This window comes from Rhizobium sp. BK316 (genome assembly GCF_014193695.1).
GTDB lineage: Bacteria > Pseudomonadota > Alphaproteobacteria > Rhizobiales > Rhizobiaceae > Rhizobium.
Genome location: NZ_JACHZR010000002.1, coordinates 921,406 through 940,884, shown reverse-complemented (window position 1 = coordinate 940,884; position 19,479 = coordinate 921,406). Strand labels below are relative to the sequence as shown.

Sequence of the window (19,479 nt, the reverse complement as noted above, 5' to 3'; positions counted from 1 at the left end):
TATTTACAATCAAAGGCTTATTCAAGCCGAGCGGCGGTGTTCCGCTTCATGATCTGCAAACATATCGGCGACGCATCTGCCGCCGCTGGGAGCACTTTCATCGGCCAAGACGTCGCTGTGATATTCACTCAGTTTGCGGGCGGCATCCCACAGGCGCAGTGCCTCACGCACGACCTCGCTGCTCGATGCATATCCGCCTTGATCGACAGCATCGCGGATGCCGGCCGCCTGGAGCGGTGAGATGGAAACGGTGACCATCGGCATGGAATTCTCCTCCCATTCTATTCGGCAGAGACTGCCTCGGGGGTCTATTTTCGGCTTCTGGGGCGACAAGCGCCAATGCCGAAGTGCCTTAGCACAGGAGGCGGCTCTTCTGCGGAGCCGGCCTTCAATGACAGAATTTTAGTACCCCATCATCTTCTTGTCAAAAAAGAAGCAGCCGAAACGGACCAGCCGGCGGCCTCTCTCCACAGTTTCAAGACCGGATACCTAGGCCGAAGGCGAGCATTGTCCAGCCCTGGACAACGAGATCGATCGCCAGGAACAGGCCGAGAATCCAGAGGCTGTTGACCGGCCAACCGAGCGCAATCACGAAACCTGCAAGGGCAGTGATGACACCGCTCGTGACGATCCAGCCCCAACCTTTGAGCGGCCGCATGCGCCTGCCGACGAAGACACGAAAGACACCGGCAATGAGCAGCGCGATGGCAAGAAACAGAGTTAAAGCGGCGGACGTAAGGATGGGGTTGATGAAGGCGCAGATGCCGGCGAGCACATAGAGCACGCCGCTCAACGCCCAGAAAAGTACATGATCCCAGCCGCGCACCTGGAAGGCGTGGATGAGATAAATGATGCCGCCGGCCAGCATCAGCATGCCGACATAAAAGACTGAAGCGACGGTCGCCAACAGCAGGTTGCTGAGAGCGATGAGACCACAGATGAGGAGCAGCACGCCGAGACCAACGAACCAAACCCATTTCGACCGCAACGGGGATTCGGGCATTCCGTCGTAAATATTGGCCATTGGCGCATCTCCTGATTGCTGAAGATATGCTGCAACAATTTTGCACGGAAAGAGGTGACCCAGATCAATCGACGAAAGATTTTTATTGATTGATCAGTCAATCAAAAATACGCTCCACTTATTCTCGGAGGATTGAACTTGCCGAAGGTCGGAATGGAACCGGTGCGCCGCAAGGCGCTTGTGGATGCGGCGCTGCGGGTGATCGGCGATCACGGCTCGCTGACCGTCACCATGTCCGACATCGCCCGGCGAGCTGGCGTATCGCCAGCCCTTGCGCATCACTATTTCGGCAGCAAGGAGCAGTTGTTGATCGAGACCATCCGTTTCCTGCTACGGCAATTGCGCAACGACGCGGTGACGGCACTGAGACAAGCGGCAACGCCGCGCGAGCGGATCTCGGCCATCATCCGGGTCAGCTTCCACGCCGATCAGTTCGCGCCGCAGACGATCGCCGCCTGGCTCGCCTTCTATGCCGAGGCGCAGCGATCCGAAGAGACGCGGCGTTTCCTCGTCGTCTATGCGCGGCGCCTGCGCTCCAACCTGCTTGCGCCGCTCAAATCGCTTTGCCCTGCCGATGCCGCAGAACGCATTGCGGAGGGCGCGGCCGCGATGATCGACGGTCTCTATATCCGGCAAAGTCTGAAATCGGCGCCGATCGGCATCGAAGCCTCGATCGCGCTGACGGAAGACTATGTAACGACACAGCTCGCCCACATCAGGGCATGAGCATCAACCGCACGTCAAACCAGGGACCAGCGACATGAAAGCCCAGCCGAAAGCATCGCACTTCATCGACGGGGAATATGTCGAGGATGAAGGCGGCACCGTCATCGAGAGCATCTATCCGGCGACCGGGGAAGTGATCGCCCGGCTCCATGCCGCAACGCCTGCCATCGTCGAAAAGGCGATCGCAGCGGCCAAGCGCGCGCAGCCGGAATGGGCAGCACTAAGCCCGATGGCACGCGGGCGCATCCTGAAGCGCGCAGCCGAGATCATGCGTGAACGCAATCGCGAACTTTCGGAGCTGGAAACGCTCGATACCGGCAAGCCGATCCAGGAAACCATCGTCGCCGACCCGACCTCGGGCGCCGATGCCTTCGAATTCTTCGGCGGCGTGGCACCCGCGGGACTGAACGGCTCGCATATCCCGCTCGGCCAGGATTTTGCCTATACGAAGCGTGTGCCGCTTGGCGTCTGCGTCGGCATCGGCGCCTGGAACTATCCGCAACAGATCGCCTGCTGGAAGGGCGCACCGGCGCTGGTCGCCGGCAATGCCATGGTCTTCAAGCCATCGGAAACCACGCCGCTCGGTGCGCTCAAGATCGCCGAGATCCTGCATGAGGCCGGCCTGCCGAAGGGGCTTTACAATGTCATCCAAGGCGATCGGGACACCGGACCCCTGCTCGTCAATCATCCTGATGTCGCCAAGGTGTCGCTGACAGGCTCGGTTCCGACGGGACGGAAAGTGGCTGCCGCGGCCGCAGGCCAACTCAAGCATGTGACGATGGAGCTCGGCGGCAAGTCACCGCTGATCGTCTTCGACGATGCCGATCTCGACAGCGCGGTCGGCGGTGCGATGCTCGGCAATTTCTATTCGACAGGCCAGGTCTGCTCCAACGGCACGCGCGTCTTCGTGCAGACGACGATCAAGGGCGAATTCCTGAAGCGGCTGAAGGCACGCACCGAGGCGATCCTGATCGGCGACCCCATGGACGAAACCAGCCAGCTCGGCCCGATGGTGTCCTGGGCACAGCGCGAGAAGGTGTTGGCCTATATCGAGAAAGGCAAGGTCGAGGGCGCGACACTGGTGACCGGCGGCGGCATCCCGAACCATGTGACGGGTGAAGGCTATTATGTGCAGCCGACAGTCTTTGCCGATGTGACTGATGGCATGATGATTGCCCGCGAAGAAATCTTCGGCCCGGTCATGTGCGTCCTCGATTTCGATGACGAGGCCGAGGTGATCAAGCGCGCCAACACGACGGAATTCGGCCTTTCCGGCGGCGTCTTCACTGCCGATCTGACGCGCGCTCACCGCGTCGTCGACCAGCTCGAAGCCGGCACGCTCTGGATCAACACATACAATCTCTGCCCGGTCGAAATCCCGTTCGGGGGATCGAAGCAATCAGGCTTCGGGCGCGAGAATTCGCTGGCAGCGCTCGAGCACTATAGCGAGCTGAAGACGGTTTACGTCGGCATGGGGCCGGTCGCTTCACCCTACTGACCTCATCGGAAATCGACGCGGCAGTTGCACACGACATCCAAAGGGAACAGCATGCAACAGGCAGATTTCGTCATCGTCGGCTCCGGCTCTGCGGGTTCGGCACTGGCTTACCGGCTTTCGGAAGACGGCAAGAATACCGTCATCGTCATCGAGGCGGGCGGTTCGGATTTCGGGCCGTTCATCCAAATGCCGGCAGCACTTGCCTGGCCGATGAGCATGAAGCGCTATAACTGGGGCTATCTTTCCGAGCCCGAGCCGAATCTCAACAACAGACGCATCACCGCGCCGCGCGGCAAAGTGATCGGCGGCTCGTCCTCCATCAACGGCATGGTCTATGTGCGCGGTCATGCGGAAGACTACAATCGATGGGAAGAGCTCGGCGCGAATGGCTGGGCCTATGCGGATGTGCTGCCCTATTTCAAGCGCATGGAGAACTCGCACGGCGGCGAGGAAGGCTGGCGCGGCACGGACGGGCCGCTGCATGTGCAGCGCGGTGTGATGAAGAACCCGCTGTTTCATGCCTTCATCGACGCCGGAAAACAGGCGGGCTTCGAAACAACCGAGGATTATAACGGCTCGAAGCAGGAAGGCTTCGGGCTGATGGAACAGACGATCCATCACGGCCGGCGCTGGTCGGCGGCGAACGCCTATCTGAAGCCGGCGCTGAAACGGCCGAACGTTGAGCTCGTCCGGGGCTTTGCGCGCAGGATCGTGATCGAGAACGGTCGAGCGACAGGCGTGGAGATCGAGCGCGGCGGCGCAACCGAAATCGTCAAGGCCAACCGTGAGGTGATCGTTTCAGCCTCCGCCTTCAACTCACCGAAGCTTTTGATGCTGTCGGGCATCGGTCCCGGCGCGCATCTGCGGGATATGGGCATCGAGGTGAAGGCCGACCGGCCGGGCGTCGGCGCCAATCTGCAGGACCATATGGAATTCTATTTCCAGCAGATCTCGACCAAGCCGGTGTCGCTCTATTCCTGGCTGCCGTGGTTCTGGCAGGGGGTCGCCGGCGCACACTGGCTGCTTTCCAAGGGTGGGCTTGGCGCCTCCAACCAGTTCGAGGCCTGCGCCTTCCTGCGTTCCGCGCCGGGGCTGAAGCAGCCGGATATCCAATATCACTTCCTGCCGGTCGCCATCAGCTATGACGGCAAGGCGGCAGCCAATACGCACGGCTTCCAGGTGCATGTCGGCTACAATCTCTCGAAATCGCGCGGCAACGTGACGCTGCGCTCGACAGATCCCAAGGCCGATCCGGTGCTGCGTTTCAACTATATGAGCCATGCCGAGGATTGGGAAAAATTCCGCCATTGCGTGCGCCTGACGCGCGAGATCTTCGGCCAGAAGGCTTTCGACCATTATCGCGGCCCGGAAATCCAGCCTGGCGAGAAGGTACAGACGGATGACGAGATCGACGCTTTCCTGCGCGAGCATCTCGAGAGCGCCTATCACCCGTGCGGCACCTGCCGCATGGGCGCGAAGGACGACCCGATGGCGGTTGTCGATCCCGATACAAGGGTGATCGGCGTGCATGGCCTGCGCGTCGCAGACAGCTCGATCTTCCCACATGTCACCTATGGCAATCTGAATGGTCCGTCGATCATGACGGGCGAGAAGGCCGCAGACCATATTCTCGGTACGCAGAGGCTGGCGCGCTCCAATCAGGAACCGTGGAGCAATCCGCGTGCGGCGGTGAGCGACCGGTAGTCAGTGATAATCTTCTTCGCGCTGATGACGGATGGCGAGGATCGTTACCTTATGGTCTTCTTCAATTTCGAAAAGTGCGACATATCCCGTAGAGCCGAACGGAACGACCAGTTCTCTCAGAAAAGAACTGTCGCCTGCCGCCTTGCGACAACTGAAGGGAAAATCCTCAAGTAAGTTTATCGCTCGTTGGAGAACGGCGTAGGATTTTTCAGCGGCATCAGGGTCCCATGTAATGAGATAGTCGTAGAGCCGCTCAAGATCCTCCAACGCTTCATCGGAATAGCGGACTTCATATTTCACTTTTTACGCGCAGCCTTCGCTGCATCGAGTTTTGCCCTTATCCGGCCGAGCACTTCTTCGGACGTGTGGTAACGGCCGGTCTGCTTTGCCAAGTCGCGAGAAGCAAGGCCTCTCGCGACAAAATCGGCCTGTATCTTGCGAAAATCGATTTGCTGCTTCACGGCCGTTTCAAGAAAGGACGAAAGCGTCTCACCCTCCCTGAGAACGCTTTCGGCGGCGGCGCGCAGTTCGGGGTCCACACGTAGCGAGGGAAGCGATGCGGTTTTCATGATTCACCTCATGCATTGCAATTGCAATGCAATATGACGGATCGCCGTGTCATGTTCAACTCTCCTATATCGTCTCCTCTCGGCCAGAGCACAAAAAACTGGACAGCATGTCACAAATGGCCGCCTCATCTCGTCCAGCCTTCTCGAACGGACAAGGTGAAGGAGATGGCGATGGCGACGCGGGATCGAAGAAGGGCCAAGCGATGACGGCGGCGGCAGAGGGAGAAGATGCCATTGCCGTCTTCAATCCGCTGCGCCCGCGATTGACGCGGGTAGCTTATCGCATGCTGGGCTCGGTGGCCGAGGCCGAGGATATCGTCCAGGAGGCGTTCCTGCGCTGGCTCGATGCCGATCGCGATGCGGTCCGTGAACCGACCGCCTTTCTGCACCGGATCGTCACACGGCTTTGCCTCGACCAACTGAAATCGGCCCGGCGCCGGCGCGAAACCTATATCGGGCCATGGCTGCCGGAGCCGATCGTCGTGGCGCCGGAAGAGGAAGTCGATGACGTTACACTACCGCTGATGCTGGCGTTGGAACGGCTCTCGCCGCTCGAGCGGGCGGTTTTCGTGCTGCATGACGTCTTCGGCGTCGATTTCGAAGAGATCGCCACGACGATCGGGCGTAAGCCGGCTGCCTGTCGCCAGCTTGCCAGCCGGGCGCGGACCAATGTTAGAAGCGCGCGGCCACGCTATGTCTTGCCGCCGGAGCACGGCTTGCAGATCGCCTCCGCCTTTTTCACGGCATCACGAAGCGGCAATGTCGAAGAGTTGCAGGCGCTGCTTGCGGATGATGCAACCGTCTATACGGACGGTGGCGGTAAGGCAGTGGCACCACGAAAGCCGGTTATCGGTCGTGACAAGGTGACGAAGCTCTTTGCGGCGCTGGCACCGATCTTCTCCGCACATATGTCCCGGCTGCTGCATTACGGTCTCGTCAACGGGTTGCCGGGCTTTGTCAGTATCGAGGAAGGCAGTTGGCTGCAGACCACGGCCCTTCAGATCGACGGTGGCAGGATCACCGCGATCTATGTGACGCGCAATCCCGAAAAGCTTGCGCATCTGGAACAGAACGCCCTGCATTAGGGCGCAACATTCACCTCAGAGGTATTCCTTTCACCCTCCGCAGCCGACTGCGGAGGCAGGCATCTGTTTTTCAAATCGGAGGAGATCGACCCATGACAAACATCGCCATCGTCTATCATAGCGGTTACGGCCATACGGCGCGACAAGCGCAAGCGGTGAAGGCCGGTATCGAACGGGTCGCCATCATGCGTGGCCTGCTGCTGACAACAGAAGAAGCGCAGAGCCGCTGGGATGATCTCGCGGCGGCAGAGGCGATCATCTTCGGCGCGCCGACCTATGTCGCCGGGCCGTCTGCCGCCTTCAAGGCCTTTCAGGAGGCGAGTTCGCATGCCGTCATGGCGAAGGGCTATCGCTGGAAGAACAAGATCGCCGCCGGCTTCACCAATTCGGGCGCCCAAGCTGGCGACAAGCTCGCCACACTGATGCAGATCGCCCTCTTTGCCGCCCAGCACGGCATGCACTGGATCAATCTCGATCTGCCGCCGGCAAACAACTCTTCTTTCGGCTCGAAGGCGGAACTGAACAGACTGGGTTTCTGGCTCGGGGCTGCCGCACAATCGAATGTCGATGAAGGCTCGGAAATCGCGCCGCCCGAAGCCGACCTTGCAACCGCCCGCCATCTCGGCCAGCGGGTCGCCGAGGCGACGCTGCAATTCGTGCGCGGGCGCAGGTGAACGAAATCGGAAGGGCATCGTGTCAGAGAAAGCCGACCCATCGCCCTGCCACGACGGCTGCGATCCATATCAACGCCGAAAGGGCCGCGGAAAACCGTAGCGCGGGACGGACGATGCCGATCGCGATCGCGGTTCGCCACCCCTTACCGGCATGAACGATGAGCACATTGAGAAGACCAAAGGCGATCAGGCCGAGTTTGGCAAGGAAGGCGGTATTTGCGGCATATTCGGCGGGGCGGACAGAGAAGAGACAAAAGCCGGTGAGCAAAGCCAAGGCGAGGCCGATGCCTGCCGAGCGGGACAGGAAGGGTGCGATGACCTCCACCGGCACCTTGGCGAAGAGGCCGGCGAGCCTGAGATCAAGCGGGAGAATGGCGCCGACCAGAAGGCCGATCGCCAGGATATGGGCGGCGTTGACGAACATGTAGAGCGTCGCGGAGCGCCTGAGCTCGACCGCAAGCGTGGTGGCAGCCAGCCATTCGAGAAGCTCCATGACGAAGCGTCAGTTCGTCTGGATGCGTTCCGGATAAATGTCGTAGCGCTTTTCACCGATGGTGATGCGCACGGCCTTCAGCCGTTTCTCATTGCGGTCCTGCGAGCGGTTTCCGAGTGCTGTGATCTGATCGCCGGGCTTTGCGACGCCCTCCACGAAGCCGGAGCGCTCCGTCTGGCGCGGGTTGCCGAGCTCGACGCGCCACACGCCGTCATCAACGGTTGCGACATCGAGCGTCGGATGCGGCCCGCCCATGGATATCTGCTGGATGGTGCCGCGGAGCTCGATCTGGTCGGCTTCCGCCCATGACCAGCCATGATGCGCCGCTGCACCCGTTGCGAATGCGGCCGAGAGCATGGCAGCTGCCAGCACTCGCTTGCCTGAAAGTGCAAACATGATCTTCTCCCTACCCGAATGCACGGGCAGGTGGAGCATGGACGACATATGAAAAGAGCACTCACCGAATCTTGAAGACCGGTGAGTGGGAGGAAAACGGATCAGGCGAGCAGGCGCGTGACCTCCGCACCCTGTTTGGTTCCCACGGCATCGGCAATCGTCGTCGAGAACAGCACCTTGCGGGTGGCGTCTGCCACCTTGGCGAAGACGTGGCGGATTTCGCAATTCTGCTCGCCGTCGCAATCATCGCACTTGCGGTAAGCAGTGATCGACAAGCACGGGAGTGGCGCGATGGGACCGTCGATGATGCGCAGGATCTCGCCGAAGGTGATGTTGTGGGCCGGCTTCAGCAACAGGTAGCCGCCCTGCTTGCCACGGCGGCTGACCACGATGCCGTGATGCTTCAAATCGAGCAGGATCTGCTCCAGAAACTTCTTCGGGATCTTCTGCTGCACGGCAATGTCGGAAATCATGACGGGTTCGTCGGCCGCAGCTTCCGCCAGAACCGTCAGCGCCCGCAGCGCATATTTCGCTTTTTGCGTAATCATCTCGGACCGTCGAACACACACAAAGCGGTGCCGAATCCCGGCATCGCACGAAAGCTATTCGCCTCTATTGCACAGCCAGCATGAACGGAATTTGAACGCGCCGGAAAAAGCCTTGAGAGACAAGTGTTTTGGCCCTGTTTTTCACCCTCGGCCAACAGTTGATAATCTACTTCAAAAAACGGCAATTTTCATCATTATCGCCATCACTTCCGATTTCCAATTGACAGGCGCCGTGTAACACTACTATTTCTATAGACATTAAGTTTGAGGCGTCTTCTTGACGTCGGCGGCTGCTTTTCTGCATTGCGGCAGGATGGGAGAGATATTTGCTCCGCTAAGCAGTCCTTTCGAAATCCCTTTTTCTGTCCGATCCGTCCTTCAGCTGTAATACTCCGGCCAACATCAAGGACAGGATCCCCCATGACTGTTATCAATCCGATCGAAGAAGCCGAGGCTTTGGCTGACAAGCTTTCGGGCCTCGACCTCGCCGGCCGGCTTTCGTTCGTCGCCGGCCTTGGCGGACGTGTGGTCTTCACCACCTCGCTCGGCATCGAAGACCAGGTCATCACTGCAGAAATCGGCACGCATCGCCTGCCGATCGACGTCGTGACGCTGCAGACGGGCCGGCTTTTCAAGGAAACGCTTGATCTGATTGGCGAGACCGAGAGCCAGTACGACATTCACATCACCCGCTATGAACCGGAGCAGGCCGACATCGACGCTTACGCGGCGAAATACGGCATGAACGGTTTCTACGAGAGCGTCGAAGCCAGGCATGCCTGTTGTGGCGTGCGCAAGCTGAAGCCGCTTGCGCGGGCTCTGGCAGGCGCGACGATCTGGATCACCGGCCTGCGCCGTGGCCAGTCGGCCAACCGCGCCGAGACGCCGTTTGCGGAATACGACGCCGAGCGCCACCTCCTGAAGGTCAATCCGCTCGCAGATTGGGATATCGACAAAATCAAGGCCTTCGTCGCCGATAACGGCGTGCCGATCAACCCGATGCATGCCCGTGGCTATCCTTCGATCGGCTGCGAGCCCTGCACCCGCGCCATCAAGCCCGGCGAGCCGGAACGCGCCGGCCGCTGGTGGTGGGAGCAGGATGAGAAGCGCGAATGCGGCCTGCATGTCGCCGAAGAAGCGGCTTCAATCGTCGCGCAGCAATAAGAAGTCTGGAGTACGAAATGCCCGATACCCGTCAGGATACGGAACTGACCAATCCGCAGAGCGCCAAGCCGCCGCTCGACCCGCATCTGAAGGCGCTGGAAAACGAAGCGATCCATATCTTCCGCGAAGTTGCCGCCGAATTCGAGCGTCCGGTGATGCTCTATTCGATCGGCAAGGATTCCTCCGTGCTGCTGCATCTTGCCCGCAAGGCCTTCTATCCCGGCCGCGTGCCCTTCCCGCTGCTGCACGTCAATACGGGCTGGAAGTTTGCGGAGATGATCACCTTCCGCGACGAGATCGTGAAGAAGTACGATCTCGACCTGATCGAGTATATCAATCCGCGCGGTGCGGCTGAGAATATCACGCCGTTCACCTTTGGCTCCGCCCGCTACACCGACATCATGAAGACGGAAGCGCTGCGCAACGCGCTGGACGCCGGCCAGTACGACGCGGCCTTCGGCGGCGCGCGGCGCGACGAGGAAGCCTCCCGCGCCAAGGAGCGCATCTATTCGTTCCGCACGCCCGACCATCGCTGGGATCCGCGCAACCAGCGCCCGGAACTCTGGAACATCTATAACGGCCAGATCCGCAAGGGCGAAAGCGTCCGCGTCTTCCCGCTGTCGAACTGGACCGAAGTCGATATCTGGCGCTACATCCAGGCCGAGGACATCCCGATCGTGCCGCTTTATTTTGCCGCCAAACGCCCCTATGTCGAGCGCGACGGCATGATGATCGCCGCCTCCGATCCGCGTCTGGAGCTGCTGCCCGGCGAAACGAAGCAGGAAGATTCCATCCGCTTCCGCACGCTCGGCTGCTTCCCGCTGACGGGCGCGATCCGCTCCACTGCCACCAGCCTTGAAGAGATCATCGCGGAGCTGGAAATCGCTACGGTTTCCGAGCGCCAGGGCCGCGCCATCGACCGTGACCAGTCCGGTTCCATGGAAAAGAAGAAGCGTGAAGGATATTTCTGAGATGACTGCAGCCGTTCCCGCAAACGTCGTCGCCGTACCCGCCGCCGAGCCTCTGAAGGCCGTGCGCGACTCGCGCCCGTTGCGCCTCATCACCTGCGGCAGCGTCGATGACGGCAAGTCCACGCTGATCGGTCGCCTGCTTTGGGATACCAAGGCAGTGAAGGAAGATCAGGCGGCAACGCTCCGCCGCGATTCCACCGGCAAGCAGAACGATCTTGGCCTGCCCGATTTCGCGCTGCTGCTCGATGGTCTGCAGGCAGAGCGCGAACAGGGCATCACCATCGATGTCGCCTATCGCTATTTCTCGACCGACAAGCGCTCCTTCATCGTCGCCGACACGCCCGGCCACGAGCAGTATACCCGCAACATGGCGACCGGCGCCTCCACCGCCGATCTCGCCGTGCTCTTGGTCGATGCCCGCGCCGGCATCCTCGAGCAGACGCGCCGTCATGCGACGATCGCCTCGCTGCTCGGCATCAAGCAGTTCGTGCTCGCGGTCAACAAGATCGACCTGACGAACTATGACCGTGCCGGCTTCGACAAGATCACCCACGAGTTCAGGGAATTTGCGCTGTCGCTCGGCGTCAAGCAGATCACCGCGATCCCGATGTCGGCGCTGAAGGGGGAAAACGTCGTCTATTCCGGCCAGGCAGCAATGCCCTGGTACAATGGTCCGACGCTGGTCGAGACGCTGGAACATGCGACCGTCCGTTCCGGCCAGTCGACCGGCTTCCGTCTTTCCGTCCAGCGCGTCTCGCGCCCCGGCGAAAGCTTCCGCGGCTATCAGGGCACGGTTGCCGGCGGTTCGGTCAAGCCGGGCGACAGCGTCATGATCCTGCCCTCGGGCATGGTCGCCAATGTCACCAAGATCGTCACCTTCGATCTGGTGCGCAACGCGGCCGTTGCCGGTGACGCGGTCACACTCGTTCTCGACCGTCAGGTGGACGTGGCGCGCGGCGACATGATCGTTTCGATCGACTCGCAGCCGCAGACGGGCCTTTCCTTCGATGCGCAGGTCGTTGCCCTGCAGCCTGAGGGTATCGAGGCCGGCAAGCGCTACTGGCTGAAGAGCGGCTCGCGCCGCCAGCGCGTTCAGGTCGAGCCCATCAGCCAGCTGGAGCTGAAGACCGGCACGTGGAATTCCGCCCAGCGGCTCTACATGAACGCCATCGGCAAGGTGCGCCTCGTATTCGACGAAGCCGCGATCTTCGATCCCTACGAGCAGAACCGCGCTACCGGTTCCTTCATCCTGATCGACCCGGAGACGAACAACACCATCGCCGGCGGCATGGTGACCGGCAAGCGCGCCGATGTCAGTGGCCTGCACGGCAGCGATGCCCGTGTGATCCTCTCGCTTCCGGCCGATCTTGCCGAGCAGATCATGGCGAGCGAGCTGTTTGCCCAGCGCCGCCATGAGGCGGAAGTGCGCCGCATGACAGCATCGGAAGCAGCCGAGCTCTGGTCGAGCGCGGCAAGCGACATCTAAGGAAAAGGGGCCGATCGGCCCCTTTTTTATGCTCTTCGTTTACTGCTGCGGTCCCGGGCGCGTCGAACCGCGCTCGATGATCGAGAATCCGAGATCGACCCTGTGTTCTTCCGGCGGCTCTTCGCGAATGGCGCGCAACAGCATGTCGGCGACGCGGCGGCCGAGGTCGTGACGCGGGACATGAACCGTCGTCAGAGACGGCGAGGTGAATTGTGCGAATTCCAGATCGTTGAAGCCGCAGATGCCGAAATCATCGGGCACGCTGATACCGCGTTCGTTGCATTCGATCAGCGCGCCAAGGGCGAGATCATCATTTTGCGCAAGGATCGCATCGAGATCCGGTACCCGCTCCAGCAGCTCGCTGAACAGGCGCCGTCCGAGACCGATGCTGGTGGAACCGTCTTCGCCATGCATCAGCGACGGATTGTCGAGACCGGCCTGGCGCATGGCTTCCTCATACCCCGCTCGGCTGCGGCGCGAGCGGATATCGCCGAGCCCGCCGATGAAACCGATTCGCTTGTATCCCTTCGACAGAAGGAAACGGGTCGCGGCAGCAGCAGCAACATGATGCGACATGCCGACGAGCAGCGTTGCCGGCGGTTGGCTGAGGTCGGCGACGTGGGCCACCGGAAATGCGGCCGTATCGATCAACAGCGCGAGCCCGTCATAATATTCCGCATTGATAAGGATAATGCCGGCCGGCTTCTGCGCCAGGAAGGATTTGAACTGGCTGATCTCCTGATCGCCGTCATCGAGCGTGTTGGCATATTGCACCCGCAGATCCGTGGCACGCAGCCGCTCCTCGATGCCCATCATGACGCCTGTGAAGCAGGGGTGATGAAGCGACGGCGTGATGACGCCGACGATGCCGCTGTGGCGGCCGGCAAGCGCGCGGGCGGCAAGATTGGGGATGTAACCCATCTCGTCGACGGTGCGCAGAATGACCTCGCGCAGCTCTTCGGAGACGATATCCGGGTTGTGAAGCGCACGCGAGATAGTGATCGGACTGACCCCTACCCTCTTTGCAACATCACTCAACTTTACATGGGAACTGCGCTTCTTTTCCCGCCCCGGCTTCACTGAATCCCTCATCGCTTTCCCGCACGTCGCCGCGAACCTCGCCCCCGTCGATTCGCAACTCCTTCTTTCTGAAGAATAAATAATTTAGAGTCTACTAACATTTTAAGTTCCCGCATCAACCGAAACGCGAAAAATCCCAAATAAGTGCCGCGAGTGGTTCAATTTATTACGTAGCCGAGAGGGCGGCGGATCACAGCAAATGAAATATGTTTCACTGTTCTGGCCCTTCAGACGCGGTCAACAGGAGAGCATTCACGAAACTACGGCGACGTCGGGTCAGACAAGATTAAATTATAGTAATGTCTTACGATACCGTAATATAAACATGATCAATGTTTAATTTGTAAATCCCACAGAACGGATCATATAGGTATTAAGCGCCAATTGTTTCCGACCACAGTAATATCCGCTTTCAACCAGTGAAACACAAGTAAAAGTCAGCAATAATTGGCGGAAATACTCCTCGACGCCTAGGTCCATGGCATGGAACCAAGCGTCATCTGATGCCAACGCTCTCGCAAGGGACTTCCACCATGTCAAACATTCTTCGCAAGCACCGGGCTGCAGCACTTGTCGGAGCGGCTATCGTTCTCGGCGCGGCCTCCCTGCCCTTCGCCATCTCTTCCTCCTCGACGGCTCTTGCTGCACCGGCCGAGACCGGCGGCATTCTGGCCTCCAACGGCTCCTTTGCTTCCATCGTCGATGCCGACAAGCCGGCTGTCGTGACCATCACGACGACGATGAAGGCCACCAATGCCAGCGCCGACAGTTCACCGATGGACGAGCAGTTCCGCCAGTTCTTCGAACAGCAGGGCATTCCCCTTCCGCATCAGGCGCCGCAGCAGCACGAGTCACAGCATGCCATGGCGCTCGGCTCCGGCTTCATCATCAGCCCCGACGGTGTGATCGTCACCAACAATCACGTCATCGACAATGCGATCGACATCAAGGTCACGCTCGACGACGGCACCGAGCTGCCGGCCAAGCTGCTTGGCGCCGATGCCAAGTCCGACCTCGCCGTTCTGAAGGTTCAGGCTCCGCATCCGCTTGCGACCATCGCCTGGGGTGATTCCGACAAGCTGAAGCTCGGCGACCAGATCCTTGCCATCGGCAATCCGTTCGGCATCGGCACGACGGTGACGGCCGGTATCGTCTCGGCCCGCGGCCGCGACCTGCACAGCGGCCCCTATGACGATTTCATCCAGATCGATGCGCCGATCAACCACGGCAATTCCGGCGGCCCGCTGGTCGATCGTGACGGCAATGTCGTCGGCATCAATACCGCCATCTACTCGCCGAACGGCGGCAGCGTCGGCGTCGGCTTCGCCATTCCTTCATCTGAAGCAAAGACGATCGTCGCCAAGCTGCAGAAGGACGGTTCGATCGATCACGGCTATCTCGGCGTGCAGATCCAGCCGGTCACCCAGGATGTCGCCGATGCCGTCGGCCTCTCCAAGGCCGAAGGCGCGCTGGTTGCCGCCGTTACCAATGGAACGCCTGCTGCCCATGCCGGCATCAAGACGGGTGACATCGTAACGGCCGTCGGCAGCGAAAACGTCAAGACCCCGAAGGACCTGTCGCGCCTCGTTGCCGACCTGTCGCCGGGTGCCAAGGAAACGCTGGCCGTCTGGCGTGACGGCAAGACGGTCGATCTCAACGTCACCGTCGGCGGCAATGAAGACACCCAGAAGCAGGCCGCCGCCGTCGAGAGCAGCGACGATCAGGGCCAGGCTGCCGGCCAGCCGAGCCTCGGCATCGGCCTTGCCGATCTGACCCCTGATGTCCGCCAGCAGCTCAACCTGCCCCACGGCGTCAACGGTGCCGTCGTTGCCAACGTCAACCCGGACAAGTCTGCCGCTGCCGCCGGCATCCAGCCCGGTGATGTGATCGTCTCGGTCAACGACAAGCCGGTGCATGATGCCCGCGACGTCAAGACCGCCGTTGCCGATGCCGGCAAGGCCGGCCGCAAGTCGGTACTGCTCCTGATCGAACGTGGCGGCAACAAGACCTTCGTGGCCGTGCCCTTCGCCGCCGCTTGAAGGGCACCCACGTGAGCGCTGCGCCCGGACCAGTTCCGGGCGCATGCGTTTCTAAGCAATTCCAGCAAAGTGTGCAGCGGTTTTGCGTCCGGAATTGCGTGAAAACAAATGGCTAGAGCACAGCCTTGAGATCGGCTGCCAGTCTTTGAACGGCGGCCGCTTCCGCTTGCGAGATACCGAAGAGAATGCCGGGGGCGGATTTGCCGATAAAGAAACCCGACATCGGCATCAGACCATATCCTGATGCATTCACCTTCGCGACGACCGCCCGGTCATCCACCGTCTCATCGCGAAACCAGGCCGCAAGCTGCAATCCGCCATTGCCGCCCGAAATGAAAAGCCTTCCGCCAAAGTGGCTTTCCAGCATTCCGATCGTCCGGGCCATGCGCTCGGCATATTGCTGGTTCATGCGCCGCAAATAGGCGCGCAGACGGCCCTCATTGATGAAATCGGCAAGGGCGGCCTGGACATGGGTGGAGACGGCAACACCCCTGCGATGCAGCGCCTCGGAAGCCTCCGATACCAGCCAGCGCGGCACGACCGCGTAGGCGACGCGCAGGCCGGGCGCCAGCACCTTCGAGAAGGTGCCGACATAGGCCACGACCTCCGCCCTGTCGATGCCCTGCAAGGCGGCGATCGGCCGCGAGCCATATTGAAAGTCGCTGTCGTAGTCATCCTCGACGACAAGGCTCTCGTGACGGCGCGCCGCCTCCAGCAGCGCCAGCCGGCGCGGCAGGCTCAGCGTGGCGCCGGTCGGATATTGATGGGATGGCGTCACATAGATCAGTGCTGGGATCAGCGCTGGGATCAGCGCCGGCTGCGGGCCGTCCATCCTGGAAACGTCGATGCCCTGATCATCGCAGGGAACCGGCACGACGTCGGCGCCGGCATCGCCAAGCAGCAAGCGCGCGGCGGGATAGCCGGGATCTTCCATCCATGCGGCTCTGCGCCCGCTCCTTCGCAACATGGTTCTCGCCAGCATGTCGATCGCCGCGCGCGTGGAGGGCACGATCATGACCTGCTCCGGCTCGGCGACCACGCCGCGCGTCACCGAGACATGCTCAAGGATGGCTTCGCGCAGTTCGCGGATACCGGTTGCATGCTCATAGCCGAGATGATGGATGCGCAGAGATCGGCTGCGTGCAGCAAGATGGCGGCTCCAGACGGCATGCGGGAAATCCGATATGTCAGGCGCGCCCGGCCGGAACAGGGCGCGGTAGGGCGGCTGCTCCGGACTTTCCTCCTTCATCGGCACGCGGTCGCCCTGCTGCCGTTCGGGCCGCATCCGTGCAAGGGCGGCAATCCGTGTCGCGGCGCCGGCGGAGGCTTCGATATATCCTTCGGATTTCAGGCGGTCGTAAGCCTCGACGACCGTCGAGCGCGCAACACCAAGAGACGCCGCAAAAGCGCGGGTCGACGACAGCCTATGACCGGCCGGAAGCTGGCCGAGCAGGATACGGTCGCGCAGGCTTCGATAGATCTGGCCGGCGAGATCGCCTCCGTCGCGATCGAGGTCGAGCCATGCAGGTGTCGGCGTCATTCTTCCACTGGTCTGCTCAAAAGGTCAGAACTGGACTTTTACTCCAGTCCATTTGCAAGGCAAGACCGGTCAGGTTTGATGCAACAATGGATAAAGACGATGGATCTCTCCAACTGGAAGGGTGTCGCCCGCCCCGCCCGCGCCCCGATTGAGGGCCGTTACACCCGCCTGGAGCCGCTGGACGCCGCAAGGCACGGCGCCGATCTGCTTCGCTCGGCGCAACAGCCCGGCGCGGAAGACCGCTTCCGCTATCTCTTCGAAAGCGTACCCGCCGATATGGCAGCCTTCACCCCCTGGCTCGAAAGGTCCGTGGCAAGCGAGGATCCGCTGTTCTTCGCCGTCATCGACAAGGCGACGGGACGGGCCGAGGGCCGGCAGGGACTGATGCGCATCGATACCGCGAACGGCGTCATCGAGATCGGCAACATTCTCTGGGGACCCTCGATCGCCCGCACGCGGGTTGCGACCGAAGCGCTCTATCTCTGCGCCGCTTATGTCTTCGACACGCTCGGCTACCGGCGCTTCGAATGGAAGTGCAACAACCTCAACGAACCGTCGAAGCGGGCGGCACAACGCTTCGGCTTCTCCTTCGAGGGCATCTTCCGCCAGCATATGGTGCAGAAGGGCCGCAACCGCGACACCGCCTGGTTTGCCATGACCGATGGGGACTGGCCGAAGCTGAAGGCAGGATATGAGGCATGGCTCGCGCCTGAGAATTTCGAAGCCGACGGCCAGCAGAAGAGCAAGCTCAGCTTCTGAATGAACTCCCAGCGTGCCGCGATCTTTCAGATACGCTGTCACGCTTTGGACGACATACTGAAAGCGGCGGCGACAAAAAAGCCGCAGCCCCGATGACAAGAACTTCATTGCTACCAATATGTTCATGGGCCTCAATTGCCGTTAAGGATTGGGCCTTTCACGTAAAGCACGAAGTTATTCTGTCAGGAGCTCATATGACCAGTTCGTCCGAGTATACGCCCCCCAAGATCTGGACCTGGGACAAGGAAAACGGCGGCCAGTTCGCCAGCATCAATCGCCCGATCGCCGGGCCGACGCATGACAAGGAACTGCCAGTCGGCCGCCATCCGCTGCAGCTTTATTCGTTGGGAACGCCGAATGGCGTGAAAGTCACCATCATGCTGGAGGAGCTGCTGGCGCTCGGCCACAGCGGCGCGGAATATGATGCCTGGCTGATCAGGATCGGCGATGGCGACCAGTTCGGCAGCGGCTTCGTCGAGGTCAACCCGAATTCCAAGATCCCGGCGCTGATGGACCGCAGCGGCGAAAAGCCGGTGCGTATCTTCGAATCCGGCGCGATCCTCACCTATCTCGCGGAAAAATTCGGCGCCTTCCTGCCGACCGATCCGGCCAAGCGTGCCGAATGCTTCTCCTGGCTGTTCTGGCAGGTCGGCAGCGCGCCTTATCTCGGCGGCGGCTTCGGCCATTTCTATGCCTATGCGCCGACGAAGATCGAATATGCGATCAACCGTTTCGCCATGGAAACCAAGCGCCAGCTCGACGTGCTCGACCGGCGCCTGGCCGAAAGCGAATATATCGCCGGCGACGCGTTCACCATCGCCGACATGGCGATCTGGCCCTGGTATGGCGGCCTCGTGAAGGGCTGGATGTACGGTGATTCCGCCGAATTCCTGCAGGTGCAGGAATACAGGAACATGAAGCGCTGGGCCGACCTGATCGGCGACCGCCCGGCCGTCAAGCGCGGCCGCATGGTCAACCGCGTCAGCGGCGAGCCCTCCAGCCAGCTCCACGAACGCCATGACGCCAGCGACTTCGAGACGAAGACGCAGGACAAGCTGCAGGCAGCCGAGTGACGATACCGGAAAGGCGGCGCGTCGTTACGACGGCGTGCTCTCCTTGCCAAAAAACGGCGCAAGGCCGAAATCGCAAATTTTCCCACTAAAAATTACGGGTTTTTAAGCGAACTGTACCGAATCCGGCAAAAGTGCCCTCGCCTCATTCTTCCAGTCTTGCTGAAATGCAAACGCTCTCCTGCCACCTTTCGGAGAGCTTTCCCTATCTACCCCGCCGAAAGCCACCGGCGGGGCTTTTTATTTCAGCATCCGGGACATGGGAAAACGCTGCGTCAGAGCAGAGCGACGCGCAACGATCATTCATAGCTTGAGGTGAAGACAGCTTCCGGTCTAGCGCCACTTCGGCTGAGGCGTGGACGCGTTTGCCTGGATCTCGTGGAGTGGTGCCCGATGGCCCAGGAGCTTCTTCAGCTTCTTCTCCTCGGCCGGGCCTATCCCGAATTTTCGGCAATGTTCAGCGATATCCTGATCTTTCGGGCCGGGAATCCGGACTTGGCGATTGTTCATCTGCTTCATTGACGCTTCCTCCTCCGAGGGAAACTAGCTTAGCGGCTATTTGTTCGTTAGCAATGTCTAAAATTTAGAGTTTTGCTTGTTCAAATCGGTTCGGAGAAGTCCGCAGGCGAACTCATTCACGTCAACCTGACGCA

General features: G+C 60.7%; 21 protein-coding genes. 11 read left to right on the top strand and 10 right to left on the bottom strand.

Features of this window, described 5'->3' with window-relative positions; all coding sequences use genetic code 11:
• Positions 1–21: 21 nt before the first annotated feature.
• Together FHT87_RS13180 and FHT87_RS13175 are read right to left on the bottom strand one after the other, a co-directional pair.
• Positions 22–264: a type II toxin-antitoxin system ParD family antitoxin gene (locus FHT87_RS13180; protein WP_183735597.1), complete on the bottom strand. Its 243-nt coding sequence runs from the start codon at positions 262–264 to the stop codon at positions 22–24.
• A gap of 211 nt (positions 265–475) precedes the next feature.
• Positions 476–1,024, bottom strand: a complete 549-nt coding sequence (locus tag FHT87_RS13175; protein WP_183735596.1) for an HdeD family acid-resistance protein — start codon at positions 1,022–1,024, stop codon at positions 476–478.
• 138 nt (positions 1,025–1,162) lie between these two features.
• Between FHT87_RS13175 and betI the strand changes: the two genes are divergently transcribed.
• Genes betI through betA form a run of 3 tightly spaced genes read left to right on the top strand, consistent with a single transcriptional unit; the run spans position 1,163 to position 4,952 of the window.
• Positions 1,163–1,750, top strand: a complete 588-nt coding sequence (gene betI / locus FHT87_RS13170) for a transcriptional regulator BetI (protein ID WP_183735595.1) — start codon at positions 1,163–1,165, stop codon at positions 1,748–1,750.
• A gap of 34 nt (positions 1,751–1,784) precedes the next feature.
• Entirely contained in the window at positions 1,785–3,248 is a 1,464-nt protein-coding gene (gene betB, locus FHT87_RS13165; protein ID WP_183802386.1) for a betaine-aldehyde dehydrogenase, read from the top strand.
• A gap of 51 nt (positions 3,249–3,299) precedes the next feature.
• On the top strand, positions 3,300–4,952 hold the full coding sequence (gene betA / locus FHT87_RS13160) for a choline dehydrogenase (protein ID WP_183735593.1): 1,653 nt from the start codon (positions 3,300–3,302) through the stop codon (positions 4,950–4,952).
• Here betA and FHT87_RS13155 read toward each other — a convergent pair whose 3' ends face one another.
• The gene (locus FHT87_RS13155; protein WP_183735592.1) at positions 4,953–5,252 is read right to left on the bottom strand and encodes a type II toxin-antitoxin system RelE/ParE family toxin; all 300 of its coding nucleotides are present in this window, start codon (positions 5,250–5,252) and stop codon (positions 4,953–4,955) included.
• Positions 5,249–5,521: a YlcI/YnfO family protein gene (locus FHT87_RS13150; RefSeq protein WP_183735591.1), complete on the bottom strand. Its 273-nt coding sequence runs from the start codon at positions 5,519–5,521 to the stop codon at positions 5,249–5,251. Before FHT87_RS13150 ends, FHT87_RS13155 begins: the two co-directional genes overlap by 4 nt.
• A gap of 203 nt (positions 5,522–5,724) precedes the next feature.
• Between FHT87_RS13150 and FHT87_RS13145 the strand changes: the two genes are divergently transcribed.
• Positions 5,725–6,606, top strand: a complete 882-nt coding sequence (locus FHT87_RS13145; protein ID WP_183802699.1) for a sigma-70 family RNA polymerase sigma factor — start codon at positions 5,725–5,727, stop codon at positions 6,604–6,606.
• A gap of 92 nt (positions 6,607–6,698) precedes the next feature.
• Entirely contained in the window at positions 6,699–7,280 is a 582-nt protein-coding gene (locus FHT87_RS13140; RefSeq protein WP_183802383.1) for a flavodoxin family protein, read from the top strand.
• A gap of 22 nt (positions 7,281–7,302) precedes the next feature.
• Here the strand turns inward: FHT87_RS13140 and FHT87_RS13135 are convergent, their stop codons facing one another.
• From FHT87_RS13135 to FHT87_RS13125, 3 genes are all read right to left on the bottom strand, one after another.
• Positions 7,303–7,773: a DUF6644 family protein gene (locus tag FHT87_RS13135; protein ID WP_183802378.1), complete on the bottom strand. Its 471-nt coding sequence runs from the start codon at positions 7,771–7,773 to the stop codon at positions 7,303–7,305.
• A gap of 9 nt (positions 7,774–7,782) precedes the next feature.
• Positions 7,783–8,169, bottom strand: coding sequence for a DUF6152 family protein (locus FHT87_RS13130; protein ID WP_183735588.1), 387 nt, complete (start codon positions 8,167–8,169; stop codon positions 7,783–7,785).
• Between the two features lie 101 nt (positions 8,170–8,270).
• Positions 8,271–8,717, bottom strand: coding sequence for an Rrf2 family transcriptional regulator (locus FHT87_RS13125; protein WP_183735587.1), 447 nt, complete (start codon positions 8,715–8,717; stop codon positions 8,271–8,273).
• Between the two features lie 420 nt (positions 8,718–9,137).
• Between FHT87_RS13125 and FHT87_RS13120 the strand changes: the two genes are divergently transcribed.
• From FHT87_RS13120 to cysN, 3 genes are read left to right on the top strand one after another with little or no spacing between them, the layout of a single operon-like run.
• Positions 9,138–9,881, top strand: a complete 744-nt coding sequence (locus FHT87_RS13120; RefSeq protein ID WP_183735586.1) for a phosphoadenylyl-sulfate reductase — start codon at positions 9,138–9,140, stop codon at positions 9,879–9,881.
• Between the two features lie 17 nt (positions 9,882–9,898).
• Positions 9,899–10,852 (top strand): sulfate adenylyltransferase subunit CysD, encoded by a 954-nt coding sequence (cysD, locus tag FHT87_RS13115; protein WP_183802375.1) that lies wholly within the window; start codon positions 9,899–9,901, stop codon positions 10,850–10,852.
• 1 nt (position 10,853) lies between these two features.
• On the top strand, positions 10,854–12,338 hold the full coding sequence (gene cysN / locus FHT87_RS13110; RefSeq protein ID WP_183802372.1) for a sulfate adenylyltransferase subunit CysN: 1,485 nt from the start codon (positions 10,854–10,856) through the stop codon (positions 12,336–12,338).
• A 39-nt stretch (positions 12,339–12,377) separates the two neighbouring features.
• On the opposite strand, the gene FHT87_RS13105 is transcribed toward cysN, so the two are convergent.
• On the bottom strand, positions 12,378–13,430 hold the full coding sequence (locus tag FHT87_RS13105; protein ID WP_183802369.1) for a LacI family DNA-binding transcriptional regulator: 1,053 nt from the start codon (positions 13,428–13,430) through the stop codon (positions 12,378–12,380).
• Positions 13,431–13,951: 521 nt separating this feature from the next.
• Between FHT87_RS13105 and FHT87_RS13100 the strand changes: the two genes are divergently transcribed.
• Positions 13,952–15,457, top strand: coding sequence for a DegQ family serine endoprotease (locus FHT87_RS13100; protein ID WP_183802366.1), 1,506 nt, complete (start codon positions 13,952–13,954; stop codon positions 15,455–15,457).
• A gap of 112 nt (positions 15,458–15,569) precedes the next feature.
• Here FHT87_RS13100 and FHT87_RS13095 read toward each other — a convergent pair whose 3' ends face one another.
• Complete coding sequence (locus FHT87_RS13095) at positions 15,570–16,997, bottom strand: PLP-dependent aminotransferase family protein (RefSeq protein WP_183802363.1); 1,428 nt, start codon at positions 16,995–16,997, stop codon at positions 15,570–15,572.
• A 99-nt stretch (positions 16,998–17,096) separates the two neighbouring features.
• Here FHT87_RS13095 and FHT87_RS13090 point away from each other — a divergent pair, with 99 nt between their 5' ends.
• Together FHT87_RS13090 and yghU are read left to right on the top strand one after the other, a co-directional pair.
• Positions 17,097–17,756, top strand: a complete 660-nt coding sequence (locus FHT87_RS13090) for a GNAT family protein (RefSeq protein WP_183802360.1) — start codon at positions 17,097–17,099, stop codon at positions 17,754–17,756.
• A 194-nt stretch (positions 17,757–17,950) separates the two neighbouring features.
• Entirely contained in the window at positions 17,951–18,829 is an 879-nt protein-coding gene (gene yghU / locus FHT87_RS13085; protein WP_183802357.1) for a glutathione-dependent disulfide-bond oxidoreductase, read from the top strand.
• A gap of 330 nt (positions 18,830–19,159) precedes the next feature.
• Here yghU and FHT87_RS13080 read toward each other — a convergent pair whose 3' ends face one another.
• The gene (locus FHT87_RS13080; RefSeq protein WP_183735579.1) at positions 19,160–19,345 is read right to left on the bottom strand and encodes a hypothetical protein; all 186 of its coding nucleotides are present in this window, start codon (positions 19,343–19,345) and stop codon (positions 19,160–19,162) included.
• Positions 19,346–19,479: the final 134 nt, after the last annotated feature.

Excerpts from the sequence above, each read along its gene's own strand:
- betA (WP_183735593.1), top strand. The coding sequence starts at position 3,300 with ATGCAACAGGCAGATTTCGTCATCGTCGGCTCCGGCTCTGCGGGTTCG.
- FHT87_RS13135 (WP_183802378.1), bottom strand. The coding sequence starts at position 7,773 with ATGGAGCTTCTCGAATGGCTGGCTGCCACCACGCTTGCGGTCGAGCTC.
- FHT87_RS13125 (WP_183735587.1), bottom strand. The coding sequence starts at position 8,717 with ATGATTACGCAAAAAGCGAAATATGCGCTGCGGGCGCTGACGGTTCTG.
- FHT87_RS13090 (WP_183802360.1), top strand. The coding sequence starts at position 17,097 with ATGGATCTCTCCAACTGGAAGGGTGTCGCCCGCCCCGCCCGCGCCCCG.
- FHT87_RS13180 (WP_183735597.1), bottom strand. The coding sequence starts at position 264 with ATGCCGATGGTCACCGTTTCCATCTCACCGCTCCAGGCGGCCGGCATC.
- FHT87_RS13100 (WP_183802366.1), top strand. The coding sequence starts at position 13,952 with ATGTCAAACATTCTTCGCAAGCACCGGGCTGCAGCACTTGTCGGAGCG.
- cysN (WP_183802372.1), top strand. The coding sequence starts at position 10,854 with ATGACTGCAGCCGTTCCCGCAAACGTCGTCGCCGTACCCGCCGCCGAG.
- FHT87_RS13130 (WP_183735588.1), bottom strand. The coding sequence starts at position 8,169 with ATGTTTGCACTTTCAGGCAAGCGAGTGCTGGCAGCTGCCATGCTCTCG.
- FHT87_RS13080 (WP_183735579.1), bottom strand. The coding sequence starts at position 19,345 with ATGAAGCAGATGAACAATCGCCAAGTCCGGATTCCCGGCCCGAAAGAT.
- FHT87_RS13095 (WP_183802363.1), bottom strand. The coding sequence starts at position 16,997 with ATGACGCCGACACCTGCATGGCTCGACCTCGATCGCGACGGAGGCGAT.
- yghU (WP_183802357.1), top strand. The coding sequence starts at position 17,951 with ATGACCAGTTCGTCCGAGTATACGCCCCCCAAGATCTGGACCTGGGAC.
- FHT87_RS13145 (WP_183802699.1), top strand. The coding sequence starts at position 5,725 with ATGACGGCGGCGGCAGAGGGAGAAGATGCCATTGCCGTCTTCAATCCG.
- betB (WP_183802386.1), top strand. The coding sequence starts at position 1,785 with ATGAAAGCCCAGCCGAAAGCATCGCACTTCATCGACGGGGAATATGTC.
- FHT87_RS13105 (WP_183802369.1), bottom strand. The coding sequence starts at position 13,430 with ATGAGGGATTCAGTGAAGCCGGGGCGGGAAAAGAAGCGCAGTTCCCAT.
- cysD (WP_183802375.1), top strand. The coding sequence starts at position 9,899 with ATGCCCGATACCCGTCAGGATACGGAACTGACCAATCCGCAGAGCGCC.
- FHT87_RS13150 (WP_183735591.1), bottom strand. The coding sequence starts at position 5,521 with ATGAAAACCGCATCGCTTCCCTCGCTACGTGTGGACCCCGAACTGCGC.
- FHT87_RS13175 (WP_183735596.1), bottom strand. The coding sequence starts at position 1,024 with ATGGCCAATATTTACGACGGAATGCCCGAATCCCCGTTGCGGTCGAAA.
- FHT87_RS13140 (WP_183802383.1), top strand. The coding sequence starts at position 6,699 with ATGACAAACATCGCCATCGTCTATCATAGCGGTTACGGCCATACGGCG.
- FHT87_RS13120 (WP_183735586.1), top strand. The coding sequence starts at position 9,138 with ATGACTGTTATCAATCCGATCGAAGAAGCCGAGGCTTTGGCTGACAAG.